The organism is Bacillus sp. (in: firmicutes), assembly GCF_031983925.1.
GTDB lineage: Bacteria > Bacillota > Bacilli > Bacillales > Bacillaceae_G > Bacillus_A > Bacillus_A pacificus.
In genome coordinates, this window is sequence record NZ_DALYZR010000005.1 from 82,704 (window position 1) to 96,498 (window position 13,795).

Sequence of the window (13,795 nt, forward strand, 5' to 3'; positions counted from 1 at the left end):
CGTCCTTTATTTATACAGTAGTTTCAATATCATTTAACACTTTATAAGAGCTATTAAGAGAAGTACGTAAATAATCAATGGACTTAGCTAACGTTTTAATTTTCTCTTTATTCTCCTTTTCATTGAACTTCAAATCACATAGTTGTTTCTCTAATTCTCTAATAACATCTTGTTGACTTTTAATCATCTCTTGAGCAAGTCGAACATCTTTTTGAGCAAGAAGTATAATCTCCTTCATCACTACTTCCAATTTCGCACCCTCACGCAAAGCAAACTCAGATGAACTACTTAAAGCCGCACCCATGACCCCTCCGCTTAGCACTCCAAAAATCGTACCACCTCCAACAATCACGCATAATCCACCTGCTATTCCAAACCCACCTGCAGCAACAGCTCCTCCTCCTAAAGCTGCTAATCCTGCATTTACCGCAGCTGCACCATAAAGTCCAAGAGGAGCTGCTAATCCTCCAATAAAAGGTGCTGCAAATCCTGCCGTAATTGCTAATAATACAGCGCCTACTCCTGCACCAATTAACATTCTTGTATAGAATCCAGATATAGAGCGAATTGAATTTTTAAATGTCTTTCTATAACGTTCAATGAATTCTTTATCGACTTCTAACATATCAGCAAATTTCTCTAATAAAAAATCTGCATACTTGGTGTCTAAATTTACTCTTTCATAAAACTTTGTTTGAAATTCTCCAATTGGAAAATAAGGAACAAACAAAGACAACTCCAATAGAATCAAATACTGAGATATATTAAAATTCTCATTCATATTAATAATATGATTAGATGTTTTTCTAAGCTCTTCTTCTCCTTTAATAAAATCTAGATTTATTTTATTATCTGCGTTGTTTAAAACCTGAAGAATTCCTTTCTCCCAAATATGTAACCATTGAACTTTCTTTTCTTTATATTTTTCATTTTTTTCAATGCCGATATCTTGTTCTACAATGTAACGTTGCATGCTAAATAAAAGTCTAGTTTGTTGAATATCTAAACCAAATTGTTCTAATACATCCTTATTCATAAAAAATCTCTCCCTTTCAAAACTGGTGCTCCACTTTAATTATAACAGGAAATCTTTTCATAAACAGACACGTGGATTGTTTGCAAATTCTTCATAACTACTTCTACGGCGATTTGCTAGATTTCTTAGTTGAATTGCAAATGAACATCATAATTCCCCTAGCTTTTGCATTCTATTTGAGATGTGTTCACGCATTATAAACCAAAAGGACATCACAACTCCAATACACTTTCATGTACCAAAATATATGGAGAACCAACCCAAAATTAAAAAGACCACCAAAAGGCAGCCCCTCTCAAAACTCAATCCTCTCCCCAACTCCGCGCTCCACCGCCCTCTCATACAAATACTTCGCAACAATAATATCCACTACCGCCAAACCAACCGATTTGAAAACAGTAACCTCTTCATCACTTTCGCGACCTGCTTTTTCTCCGCTTATGATTTGACCAAGTTCGGCATGGATGTCGCTAGATTTGAATAAACCTTCCTGTATCGGAACTTGAAGGTCTCCTGTTTCTTCTAATGCTGCCTCTTTTGATTCAACTACTACTTTCGTTGCGTTAGCGATGGCGTGAGATGGTAGTTCTTGCATGCTTGGCCTGAATGAGCCGACGGCGTTTACGTGGACGCCTTTTTGTAGTTTTTTTGAGAAGACTGGTGTGGATGCGTTCGTAGTTGTGGCGATGATGTCTGCTTCGCTTATTGCTTCATTTGCACTTGTGTAAACGTACGCAGGTTTATTGAATTTCTCTTGTATATATTGCGAGAATGCATACGCCTTTTCTTCTGTTCGATTGTATAAAATGACTTTTTCAATATCTCTTACCGCAAATACAGCTTCGGCAATTCCTTTTGCCTGTTCGCCTGTCCCGATGATGCACAAAGTTTTTGCGTTATGACGAGCTAAATGTTTTGTCGCTACTCCTGATAGGGCGCCTGTTCGAATCATCGTTAAGTAGGATCCTTCTAACAGTGCGAGCGGTTCTCCCGTTTGAAAGTCTGATAGCATCACAATCCCGTTTATCGTTTTCTTTCCTATCTTTTTGTTCTCGGGGACTACTGTTACTACTTTTAAGCCAAGTGCCTCAAGTCCTTCTGCGACTGAAGGCATAATTAATGCCGTATTTTGCTCGTTCGCAAATGGTAATGAATCGCGAATTGGCGTGATTGTTCTTTCTGCGGAAAACTCTTTTAAGGCAAGCGCCGCATATTCAATGACTTCATTCATATTTACTAAGTTTCGTTGTTCGTTCGCGCTTATGACTAGCATATATTTCCACCTCCTCCTTCTATCCTAACAAAAATCCCCGATTCAAATCATCTCTCGGGTCTACAACGAACTGATGAAATCCTGTAATAAATGCATTCCCCGTTATTTTCGGAACGACAGCTTCATATGTATGTACCGCTGTTACCGACAGTACTTCTCCCTCGAATTTCCCTTCAGTAATGCATTCGTGGATGAATATTTCTCCCTTTTGTAAAATACCTTTTTCAAAAAGAGTTGCGATTCTTGCGGAAGTTCCTGTGCCGCAAGGAGAACGGTCTACTTGCCCATCAGCGAAGATTGTTACATTTCGTAACGTTGCGTCTTTCCCTTTCGGTTCATCTGAGAAAATAACGCCATATATTCCTTTTAACCCTTCTTCAAGTGGATGCTTTACTTCCATTTTACTCTCGATGTAGTGCTTAATTTTACCGCCCCACGTTTGAATAGCAGGTAAATCGTTGAAATCAACTTTCAAACCAAATTCTTTACTATCCACAACAGCGTAGAATGCTCCGCCAAATGCGATATCTACTTGAAATTCATAGTCATCTATTTTAATAGGAACGTCTTTTTTGTATACAAATGAAGGAACATTTTCAAATGATACGGACTCTACTTCACTCCCCCTATATGTTGCGTACGCAATGACTTCCCCAGCAGGGCTATCAATAATGAACTTTTGTTTCTCACCTGTCACTTCAAACATACCTGTCTCAATTCCAACTGTAATAACAGCGATAATGCCGTGTCCACACATCGTACTCCATCCTTCATTGTGCATAAATAACACACCAAAATCAGCGTGAGCACTGGCAGGCGGAGTAATGATACAACCGTACATACCGTGATGTCCTCTCGGTTCATACATAAGAATTTCGCGAAGATGATCCAAATGCTCCATACAGTATGCGCGTCTTTCTAGCTGCGTTTCTCCCTTTATTTCCGGCACGCCGCCTGTAATAATTCGAAGTGGCTCTCCAGCTACGTGTGCATCAATTGTTGTATACACTTTACTAACCTTCATTTCTATCTCTCCCCTATATGTTAATACTCTTTTCATAGCAAATATCATGCCAACGCATAGGGTATAAAGTGAAACGTTAATCATTGGGGGTTTTGTTCATCTCCCACTGATTATTAGTTGAACCAATCGGGCTTTTACGGGCAGTTGATCCCCCACCTAACTTCTTTGCTTCCGCTGACTTTTGAGGTGGGGGGTCTTACTGCCCGTTAATGCGGGATAAATTTGTATACATTGTTTGAAAAAGCATACAGTACTGTCTATTTTTTTATACACAATCCGGAATCCATTTTATGGAACCACTTGATACAGCCAGGCTTATTATTTTCAATGGAAAGTTACTTCCATCCCCAACATATACTGTTCAAAAGCAAAAGGAAGTGATCTCATGTATTACGGAACAAAAGGCTGGTACGTAGCCGAACTAAAGAAATTAGGCGTGCGCTATCATGAAGGGCGCAAACTAGAAAGTTACCGCGGACACATCTTGCGCAATTTACTACTTGCACAGCAAGAGAAATTAAAAGAACAGTAATATACTAATGTAACGATATCGACGATTCGACATGGAATATCGACTTACCGACAAATTTCGCCAAATCCCTCCTCCATTCCACCAACCAATCACACATCAAACCACCATAAAAAAGGTCACCTATATATTATATTTAGGTCATAGAACTTAAACACAATAAAATCAAAGGTAGGAACATATTTGATATATACAAAATGTTTCTGCCTTTTTATTATGCGGCGGGACTCCACACCTATCAACTTAAGATTTTTTTACACTCATAAAACAAAAAATGTACATTTTCTCATTTTGGGGTATTTGCTTTTCTAAGCTTAATTGTGGTGGGGTAGAAGTAAAGCATCTGTTTACATAATACACCTCTCTTCTCTTAAAAAGATTTATTCAATGTAGTGTTTATACATACTATAAATCACAAAAGAAACCGTTGTTTCAAAATTCATTAAGAACAAGTAGAAGGATTAGAAGCAAGTAAGAAGCGTGGCAAAAGTTATAGGTAGGCCAAAATTAGAAAAAAGCTCTCGATTGCATTACGCATGTATGACTATTAAAGAAATTATAGAAGAAACACAGAAGTAAAAAACTTTGTGTTTCTTTTTTATATATTCTATAGGAACTACTTTGCGCTTCACGGCATGGTTACTCTTTCTACCCCAGTACAATAAATTTTTAAAATAGGTAATAAATAACCCCAAATTCACTGATATAAAGGATCAAAAAAAGGAGGCATACTTTTTATGGAACGATAGAGCAATTCAGATACTGTGACACATTTATATCCATTGTTGTTTAAATACTTCATGATACTTTCTAATGCTTCAACTGTCTGAGATATCTTAGAAAATTCACTACCATTCCAATCATGAAGTAGAATGATATTACCAGGTTTAACACCTTTCGTTATATACCTCGAGATTTTGCTAGCTGCTGGACTCCTCCAATCTTGTGGATCCTGATGCCATGACCACAAGATCACAAGCTTGCGATTTTGTATAGCTGTATTAATAATTAAATTGTTATGAAGCCCTCCAACTGGACGATACAGAGTTGGTTTATAACCAGTGATCCGCTTGATAATTTCATCCGTTTGATTTAATTCTGATGTTAATTTAGCTGCAGTAATGTTTTTATCATAAATGTGAGTATATGTATGATTCGCAATTTCGTGTCCTTCTTTTATTTGTCTCTTTAAAATAGCTGGGAACCTGTTAACTTTATTACCCGCTACGAAAAAAATTGCTTTCGCATTGTATTTAGCTAATATATCAAGTATTTGAGGGGTAAAAACAGGATGAGGACCGTCATCAAATGTTAGTGCAACTATTTTTTCCTTTGTATTTACTTCCCAAATTACTTTCCCTGTTCTTTCATATGCTTTACGACTATCTGTAAAAGCATATATGGATATTGGTTTGAAACAAAAAGAAACCATAAAGAAAATGAGGAATATCCAATTTTTTTTCACAACTAATACACTCCTATGAAATACAAGTAAGTTTAGTTTATGAAGATATTTTCAAATTATTTAAAAAGAAACTAAAAAATGAAAGAGATTGGAAAGAAGGACTATTATTTTTTCATTAGTTGAAACTTCAATTTTTATTGGTAATATTCAGCGTACTGATTTCGTCTTAATAAACCATGCTGTATAATACCTCTAACTGTAAACAGTTATTCTTAACGAAGGGAATAGGACTCTTTTCTTATTCTAATATGCTAAGCCTGTTTTTTTCTAAAATGTTAGTGATCCCTAGAATTAAAAAGACTATATAAATATCAGAGAACAAATAGGTAACCCTTATGTTACATTCAATTTAAGGATATATTTTTTGTACCGACATTTTTAGGCATGAAATGTCGGTTATTATTATCTATTATGTATTAAATTAAATATTTGAAAGGGAGTAAAATTATGGATTGGCTAAAAAGAATGAATAACGCATTGGACTATATTGAGAATAGTTTGGATGAAGAGATAGATTATAAGGAGATTGCAAAGGCAGCTAATTGCTCTGAGTTTCATTTTTCAAGAATGTTTTCTTCAATCTCAGGTGTGTCGCTTTCAGAATATATTAGACGAAGACGTTTAACACTTGCAGCATTTGAAATTCAAAAAAGTGACATTCAGATCATTGATGTGGCAATTAAATATGGTTATATTTCTTCTGATGCTTTCTCACGTGCTTTTAAAAAAATGCATGGAATAACCCCTTCTAATGCTCGTAATAAAGGAGTACAGTTAAAAGCCTTTCCGAAGATTTCCTTCCAAATTTCTATTAAAGGAGATACCGAGATGGAGTACAGAATTGAAAACCTCGATTTTGAGTTAAGAATTGTAGGAAAGAGTAAACCAGTAAAAACAAGCAGCGCCTTTAAAAAAATCCCTACACTTTGGAACACTGCGAAAAAAGACGGATTTATGCAAGAATTAATAGATATGTCATGGGAAAATCCAAAGTGCACGCTTGAAAGTCTTTTAGGGGTTTGTGGGAAGGAAGCTGCCATAAAAGATGAAGAATTTTCTTATTTTATGGGTGTAAGATATGATGGGGAGGTATCAGCTAATATGGAAACACTAATTATTCCCGCAAGTACATGGGTAGTTTTCCCGAATATAGTAGACGCATGGAAACGATTATATTCCGAGTGGGTCCCAACTTCTGAGTATGAACTTGCCAATTTACCGTGCATTGAATGTTATTACGGTCCGAAACATAAGCCGAGACATGAACTTTGGGTCCCTGTCATCCCAAAATAAGACACGCATTCAATAAAAAAGAGCTGTTTAAGTTGTAATCAAAAAAACTTAACTTAAACGCTTTAGAATTTGAGCTTTTTATATTGTGAGTAGTCACATAATGACCTGAAAACTTACGTTTCCGTTATACAAAAGCTAACTTTCTAGCAAATTCTTTTAAAAATAAAGGGGTAAGATATCGCTCTAATTCTTCAGCAAATAATTAGAGTTCACTTCGAATCGAAAGATCCATAAAAACGTCTTCTAATTTATTTTGTTTAAAGAGAATACTGTTTCTTTATAATTGAGGAAGTTAATATTCTTAAATTGATGGGAGTGTCCTTCTACCTCTATTTAGTAATAAAAAAGAGCACCTCGAATAGTACTCTTTGAAAAAGAACTGTATAAGGTTAAAAATTCAATTGAAACCTTTATTTAAAAACTAACATTGAAAAAGAATACCACGTGATATTATATGTATATTTAAAAGGTATGTCCAGTTTTAGAAAGAAATCGTAATTTTAATAAGGGTGTAGCCCTTACATAATAATAAGGGCTCGTATGGAATGGAATTTTATCTTTACTTGATTGTATCATGCTTTTTCATTTATAGGAATTATAAATATACAAATAAAATTGAACTAAAAAACAAAGCAATTAGCGTGATTAGCTAACTGCTCTGTAAAAAAAGAAAACTGCGCTTATCAAGCACTGGTTTTTGTAACTATAAGTTACAGTGATAGTATAAACTGAATCGAAAACATTATGCAGGAAAGACAAAGAAATTAATAAAAAAATCATTTTGTATGAGTTTAAAACATAAAAAGAGCACTTAATAAAATACTCTTTTAACGAGATCATTCTTTTGTAAAGACTACCTCATTTTATATAGAAAGAAACACAAAATATTATATATGCATCCAGTCCATTGCGTATATTTTTACAAAAAAGAGCAGCTAGCAAAAGCTAACTGCTCGGCTCAAAGATGGCAATCTAGATGCAAGTATAGTATTAACGAAATTTAGATCTTTATTCAAAAGGGGATAAATATTGAATATATAAAATGATATGAAGCTCAGTAAGTAACTTAAACATATCTTGAATCAAATAAATTCATAAAAAACGCTATATTTCCCTACAAAAATATAGCGTTTTTTTTCGCTTTATGAATATAATTTCTTTTTCATTTGAAGATGACCTTTTATCTTCCTCGATGTTTTGCTTTTCGTTTTTGAATTTTCATTTGTCGCTTTTTTTCTAGTAATTCTTCTTTCTTTTGACGCGTAATACATTGTTTCATTTTCTTTTTTTGTTCTAGTTCTATTCTCAATACTTCATAAGATTTGTTAGAAACTCCTTGATTTTTCATTTCTTTGGCGGCTAACCTTATTAATCTTTTGGGATTAATAATTTTACTTTTCCTTTTATCAATAGAGTTTTTAACGCCTGATGTACTTTTTAATAGCGGAACCATATCATGAAAAATAAAATCTAGTATTTCACTATCTTTTGGCTCTGAACCAAAAGTATGTTTACATACTTTCAATTTATTATTTTCAAACATTTCTACAATTCCAATCCAAAATTGTCCATCAAAATAAATTGTAAGTTTCATTGAGAATCCCCCTTGTTTATTACATGAGTGATGGACATCCCAGGGGGGAAGGTTACTGACAATAATTAAATAATTATTGCGTCCGGACTACCAACCGAACTGTGTTTTTTCACTCTAAAGTTATTATATTCCAAATTCTCAATTTGTAAACATTTTGATATTATCAGTTTAGTTAAATTATTTCTTTTAATATTTACAAATACATATTAAACTACTTTTCCTCTAACTTTTTCATCCATCTTCAAAAGTTAATTACCATAATAGTGACAATCATAGCCAGTTTCTTAAAAAATCATTTGTTTTCCAAAATAATTTAATGTGAATAATTGTAAGATTATAAAGTTTTATAATGTCTTTAAAATAAAAAAGTTGTGCACCTTTTAAAAATATAATTCATTTTTATCTTGTATTCTTATTAGTTTGATGGTATGTATGGTGATCTCTTTTAACGGAGTAAAACTCAATTCTTTTCCTATATGAATTTGTTTAGCTTGTTTTTTTAATACTGGTAATCCTCTAATATGTGTGGTCTTGCTTTATAACTTCGAAAAGTAATCAGTAAGCTTTTCGTTTTCTCTTTCGCGTAATCGCTTATTTTCCTCTTCGAGCTCTTTTTTTCTTTTTTCCAGCTTTTCAATCTTTCTTTTAAGAGATGCAATTATGGCTTTTTGATTACTTTCATCTCGTTTAATTCTAGAGTCTACAAATGCTTTTTCTTGTTGATTCCGTAAGAATTTAATACGTTCTTTAAGTTCTGGGTGATTATAAAGCGTAGCTTTACTTACACCAGCTTCTTCCGCCACACTGTTAAAGTTAATTGCCTTAGAAATCTTTGTTAAGCGTTTAATAGCTTCTTCAACTTTAACTTTGGTTGTTTGCTTTCTTTTTTCGTGTAGCTGCTTCAATTGCTCTTCACGGTTAAAATTACCCACGGTTAACACCTTTCCTTTTCTTGTCCTCTAACTGCCTCTTTATACGTTCAAAACGTCCAAAAATGACATTTCCGTTTTTAATCGTTTCATAAATGTTTTTGTATCTATTTAAGTTCTTTTCGTTTGCTTCGACCATATCTTGGCGACCATATTCCTTTGAGACTTCAATTATTTTAATTGTACTTTCTATATGTAGCTCATATTTTTTTACATCAAAGCTTGTCATACCAACCGATAAGTCAAAACAAGGTTTTCCATCGTTTGCTGTAAGGCAAGGGGGCTCTACTGCTAATGGACAATTACCATTAACTCGAGCACGACACGTCCCGTAAGGGTTGTCCAATGCATTTAATTTCTCGTCTTTCCATATCATATCCATAATACCTTCCGGAATGTCTTGAGCCTCTGATACCTGATGAATTTCACCATTCAAATCAAAGCTAAAAACACCTTTTTTAATGACCTCTTCAAAAGCCTTACGCTTCGTGTCATCTAATAAACGGGCATATCGCATTGTCATTTCAGGTGATGCGTGTGCTAATAATTCCTGAACGGTTAAAATATCAGCTCCGCCATTTAACATCTTTACTGCGTAAGTATGTCTAAACGCGTGATTTTTAAAGTGGAAGATATCACCTGTTTCATCCGTAATATTCTTTTTGACTGATAACTCATTAAGTTTTGTTTGTACCCAATACCGGATAAATGGCCGCCCCTTACGTGTACCACTATAGCGGACGAAAATGTATTTGTTGGGATTATTGTCATCATTGCTGCGTTCTTTAGAATTACGGATTAAAATGGCGACTATATTAGCTAATTGTTCATCAATGGGCACTTTATGGTCTTTTACATAAGTTTTTTCAACATCCGTCTGAATCCAGTATTTACCGTTTAACTTAATCAAAGAATCTTGAGTCAAACCAAGTGTATCACTAATGCGCAAACCAGTTTTGTACGCTATCCAAACGATTGGCTGAACATCTGGATGAAGATCGTTAATGTGCGTAAATAATTGCTCCAATACATAATCAGGAATGTAATCAATATCATCATCGGATTTCTTATCTAATTTTGGATAATCTTCGGAATAAAGTAGTCTAGAAGTGGATTTCTTAGGTGCAATACTGTATTCAAAACGTTGGATATCACGTAAAAAGGTGTAAACACATTTTAGACTATCATTTATATGTTGCTTTGGATTAGTTTTTTTATATTTCAAATTATTTTTTGCATAATAATGAAGATACTCTAAATAGTTCTCGATATGTTTTCTTGTAAGCATATTTAGATTACTCCAGTTAGGTTCTAGTTGACTGATAAAATTTAGAAACCTTGAAACAAATCTTAGATAATTCATAGCTGTACCCACCGAAAATTTCTTTCCGCCTAGTAATCTAGTTTTAATATATTTTTTAAAATGCTGTTTAAAAACATCATTATGAATAGTTGTAAAATCTATATAATAATGAGAATCAGAAGTATTATATAAGATCCCATACTTCTTATTTAACACCCTGGCATCCCATTTATCTTTTTCCCATTCTTCCCGTGTATCTGTCAGATAATATAATTTCTCATACATTCTTCGCAAGAAAGTTGCTTGTTGTGTTTTAGTTTTATAATCGCGGTTCTTTTTTGATGAAGTAGTTTTTAATCCCTTATTATTTAACCACAAAACCCACTCTTTCTCAGCTTTATCGATATTTAAATCAAGTAAAGAATGTAGTTGATTGTGTTTTTCATTTAGAAATTGAATCAAATTTTTTAAATGCACGTTGTAGGTGCAAAATACAGTGTTAAAACTTAACTCATCGTTAAAAAGGTAGCAATAGAATACAAATTTCAACTCTTGGGATATTGTAATGCACTTAGTAGCTAACTTTAATACTTTTCTTGTCCCCGTATATTTCTTAAAGCGTTCTTCAAAGTTAGGAATTTGACCAATTTCATTCACGTTCCATATATCATTAATAGAAAAATAATTATCTTTCACAAGTTTTCTTCTTAGTGTTCCATCGCTAGATATTTCCTTCACCTCGTAAGAGATGAGGGTAGAAGTGATTAAGTCCCAATATTCACTTTGCGGAATTAGGTAATTTTCTATATTTTTTTTCAAAGCTTTTCCTCCTACATCACTCGTTTAGTTTTAAATTAAAAAGGAAACGCTTCGTCAGGAATTTCTAAGGCAACGTCGTCCTTTTAGTTATCTATTTTGGGTCCAATTTTAAACGCATGAGCTGCTTTTTCCCAATCCTCCCGGATTGCATCATCAGAAGGGTGAACATATAGATTGATTGTTGTTTGGACTTGCGAATGTCCCAAACGCTCTTGCACCATTTTAATATTTTTCGTTTCGAGATAGTAAATCGTTCCGTGAGTATGACGAAATAAATGTGGAGTTATATAAATACCAGTTTTTCTCTCAATCTCTTTAAAAGTGGCATATACATCCGAATAGGTCATTGGTTCACCAGAATTCTTCCCAAAAAGCTTCACAAGAACAAAGTTATGGTCCGGATTATAGTCATCAATCACTTCATACAGATAGTCATCATATAGGTTCATTAATGACTGAGAAATTTCTAATTCCCGAGATCCTGTTTTTAACTTACCACCATTAGGTAATTCTCCTCTATCTGTTAATTTAAGCTTATGTTTTCTTTGTTTAGCATCAAATTGAAAATCTTTAAGGAATAAAGAGAGAGCTTCACCAATACGTAAACCTGTTTCAAAAAGCAAAAGAACTAGAAATCGATCTCTAATATTCGTAGTTGAATGATAGATGGTTTCAACTTGTTCTTTTGTAAATATCTTTATTTTTTCTTTGGGTTCTTTTAATTTAAGGATATTTTTGGAGTAGGGTTTTCCCTCGTTGACATGATGTAAAAAGCTCTTGTATCCATTTCCACCGGCACCAGTAAACATCTTTTTCATTAGCTTTTCAACTATATCTGAATCGATTAGCTCGCTACGATACAAATAGTCATAAAAGTTGGTTACGGCACTGATGTAGTTATTTACTGTTTTCTCAGTCAGTTGTTTGGGTTCTTTTTCTTTATTATGTTTTTGAGGTATTTTGTAAGGAATTACCTTGTTGTTTCTATATGGGTTTCTAAGCCAGACCACATAGTTAGATAAAATCTCAAAATTAACTTGTTGGTAATCAATTTTTATTTGTTGTAAGTATGTGAAATAGTGTTTTAAAGCCGTACAGTATGTCTTTAAAGTATTACTTTTACTCTCATTGTTATAGAGATGTTTCATATACTTAGCTACTGATACAACAGGTACTCCTTCCGAATTTAGTAGAAGGTATGCCTTTCTATTACCAATACATATTTCTTGAACTCTCATTAAAACACCCTACCATCCTTTGTCTATCTTTAAGAGTGCCTCTAATTGTTTTTTAAGGTCCTCACATCGAAACTTTGTCCTCTTTCCAAAACCTAACAAACACTTCAAATTACACACCTATATTATACTGATTAAACTAAATATTCAATCTTTATTTTCCCCATTCATTATGTAAATAAAAAAGGATAATCAGCCCTCATAATGGACTAACTATCCTGTAATTTATTATCTTACTTTAACAAACGGGTGACCTTTCTTCCTTATTCACAAACAAGAATTTGTCTAGAAAATGTTCCTTTTTTTGTAGTGCAACGATCTATAATTTCAAATCCTGCTTCATGAATCATATCGTCCATTGTTTCCATTGTGACAACGACTACCTTTTTAGCAATGCGGCGTGCGCTTGAAAGAATGGAGAGCTGATTTTCTGGTGTTGCGTGCGTAAATAAGTCATATGGCATGTCGATAATTGCGACGTCATAGTTCTCCGTAATCTCCTCGATCGGACCTTTCGTTATCGTCCCATCGAATCCGAAGTGCGCAATATTTTCTCTCGCTCCAATCGCAACGAGCGGGCTTATATCTCTACCAACGATGTTAATTCCCATCGAAAGAGCTTCTACTACAACCGTTCCAATGCCGCAGCACGGATCAATCGCTCTTACTCCCTCTGGATTTGGCACCGCAATATTTGCAACGGATCTTGCAACGCGTGTGCTAAGAGATGTCGAATAGCTACGTGGTTTTTTTATATGATGGTACCAAACTGGTTTACTCTCTACATAATGTCCAAAATACCAACGTCCGCCTAATGGAACAATACCAAAAGTACGCTCTGGATTGCGCACATCTGCTTCCGCATCAATACAATCCCCAATACGTCGTTCAATGATACGTCTTTCCGCATACTCTATTTTATTTTCTCCCTCAAGATCATTGATTTTCACGAAGATAACTTTAAACGTCATTTCTCCTAATTCAATTTCCTTTACTTGTTCCAAAATACTTTCTAAGTCGTCTCCTTCATACATAACCTCAACGCGTTCTTTCATAAAAGGACTTCTACTCGGGTCAATTTTGACATCACTTTTCAAAATATTAACGTGGGACTCCATTCCAAAGAACGAGCGCATTTCCAAGTAACATAAAGCACGCTCCTCCTCACGAAATGCATACGTATATATACATGCAGGTGTTTTCCTATGATTATTCAATCTATGATCATCCTCTATATCGTTATAATTACAATACTTTTTTGTATAAAATTAAATGATATCACATGCCTGAAATAA

At 34.1% G+C, this 13,795-nt stretch carries 10 protein-coding genes and 1 pseudogene; 2 read left to right on the plus strand and 9 right to left on the minus strand.

Going from position 1 to position 13,795, the window contains the following annotated elements; all coding sequences use genetic code 11:
- Positions 1-10: 10 nt before the first annotated feature.
- The 3 genes from RTP99_RS17160 to RTP99_RS17170 form a co-directional block, all read right to left on the minus strand.
- Positions 11-1,036 (minus strand): hypothetical protein, encoded by a 1,026-nt coding sequence (locus RTP99_RS17160; protein ID WP_001030813.1) that lies wholly within the window; start codon positions 1,034-1,036, stop codon positions 11-13.
- Between the two features lie 295 nt (positions 1,037-1,331).
- Entirely contained in the window at positions 1,332-2,309 is a 978-nt protein-coding gene (locus RTP99_RS17165; RefSeq protein WP_000960303.1) for an ornithine cyclodeaminase family protein, read from the minus strand.
- Between the two features lie 19 nt (positions 2,310-2,328).
- The gene (locus RTP99_RS17170; RefSeq protein WP_116733406.1) at positions 2,329-3,381 is read right to left on the minus strand and encodes a proline racemase family protein; all 1,053 of its coding nucleotides are present in this window, start codon (positions 3,379-3,381) and stop codon (positions 2,329-2,331) included.
- A 242-nt stretch (positions 3,382-3,623) separates the two neighbouring features.
- Here RTP99_RS17170 and RTP99_RS17175 point away from each other — a divergent pair.
- Positions 3,624-3,865 (plus strand): annotated as a pseudogene (locus RTP99_RS17175) (YflJ family protein).
- 694 nt (positions 3,866-4,559) lie between these two features.
- Here the strand turns inward: RTP99_RS17175 and RTP99_RS17180 are convergent.
- Positions 4,560-5,327 carry a polysaccharide deacetylase family protein gene (locus RTP99_RS17180; RefSeq protein WP_000742568.1) on the minus strand — a complete coding sequence of 256 codons (768 nt, stop codon included), beginning with the start codon at positions 5,325-5,327 and terminating at the stop codon, positions 4,560-4,562.
- A gap of 447 nt (positions 5,328-5,774) precedes the next feature.
- Between RTP99_RS17180 and RTP99_RS17185 the strand changes: the two genes are divergently transcribed.
- A complete protein-coding gene (locus RTP99_RS17185; RefSeq protein ID WP_000383890.1) occupies positions 5,775-6,620 on the plus strand; it encodes an AraC family transcriptional regulator in 846 nt (281 codons plus the stop codon).
- A 1,180-nt stretch (positions 6,621-7,800) separates the two neighbouring features.
- On the opposite strand, the gene RTP99_RS17190 is transcribed toward RTP99_RS17185, so the two are convergent.
- From RTP99_RS17190 to RTP99_RS17210, 5 genes are all read right to left on the minus strand, one after another.
- Complete coding sequence (locus RTP99_RS17190) at positions 7,801-8,214, minus strand: YjdF family protein (RefSeq protein ID WP_000778908.1); 414 nt, start codon at positions 8,212-8,214, stop codon at positions 7,801-7,803.
- Positions 8,215-8,750: 536 nt separating this feature from the next.
- Positions 8,751-9,146, minus strand: coding sequence for a DUF6262 family protein (locus tag RTP99_RS17195; RefSeq protein ID WP_000526290.1), 396 nt, complete (start codon positions 9,144-9,146; stop codon positions 8,751-8,753).
- Positions 9,139-11,265: a tyrosine-type recombinase/integrase gene (locus tag RTP99_RS17200; RefSeq protein WP_000739305.1), complete on the minus strand. Its 2,127-nt coding sequence runs from the start codon at positions 11,263-11,265 to the stop codon at positions 9,139-9,141. The genes RTP99_RS17195 and RTP99_RS17200 overlap by 8 nt, the downstream gene beginning before the upstream one ends.
- Before the next feature lie 83 nt (positions 11,266-11,348).
- Complete coding sequence (locus RTP99_RS17205; RefSeq protein WP_001265869.1) at positions 11,349-12,503, minus strand: tyrosine-type recombinase/integrase; 1,155 nt, start codon at positions 12,501-12,503, stop codon at positions 11,349-11,351.
- Positions 12,504-12,763: 260 nt separating this feature from the next.
- A complete protein-coding gene (locus RTP99_RS17210) occupies positions 12,764-13,717 on the minus strand; it encodes a TRM11 family SAM-dependent methyltransferase (protein WP_001059298.1) in 954 nt (317 codons plus the stop codon).
- Positions 13,718-13,795 lie beyond the last annotated feature (78 nt).

Coding starts and splice junctions, on each gene's coding strand:
- RTP99_RS17205 (WP_001265869.1), bottom strand. CDS start 12,503: ATGAGAGTTCAAGAAATATGTATTGGTAATAGAAAGGCATACCTTCTA.
- RTP99_RS17160 (WP_001030813.1), bottom strand. CDS start 1,036: ATGAATAAGGATGTATTAGAACAATTTGGTTTAGATATTCAACAAACT.
- RTP99_RS17165 (WP_000960303.1), bottom strand. CDS start 2,309: ATGCTAGTCATAAGCGCGAACGAACAACGAAACTTAGTAAATATGAAT.
- RTP99_RS17185 (WP_000383890.1), top strand. CDS start 5,775: ATGGATTGGCTAAAAAGAATGAATAACGCATTGGACTATATTGAGAAT.
- RTP99_RS17190 (WP_000778908.1), bottom strand. CDS start 8,214: ATGAAACTTACAATTTATTTTGATGGACAATTTTGGATTGGAATTGTA.
- RTP99_RS17170 (WP_116733406.1), bottom strand. CDS start 3,381: ATGATATTTGCTATGAAAAGAGTATTAACATATAGGGGAGAGATAGAA.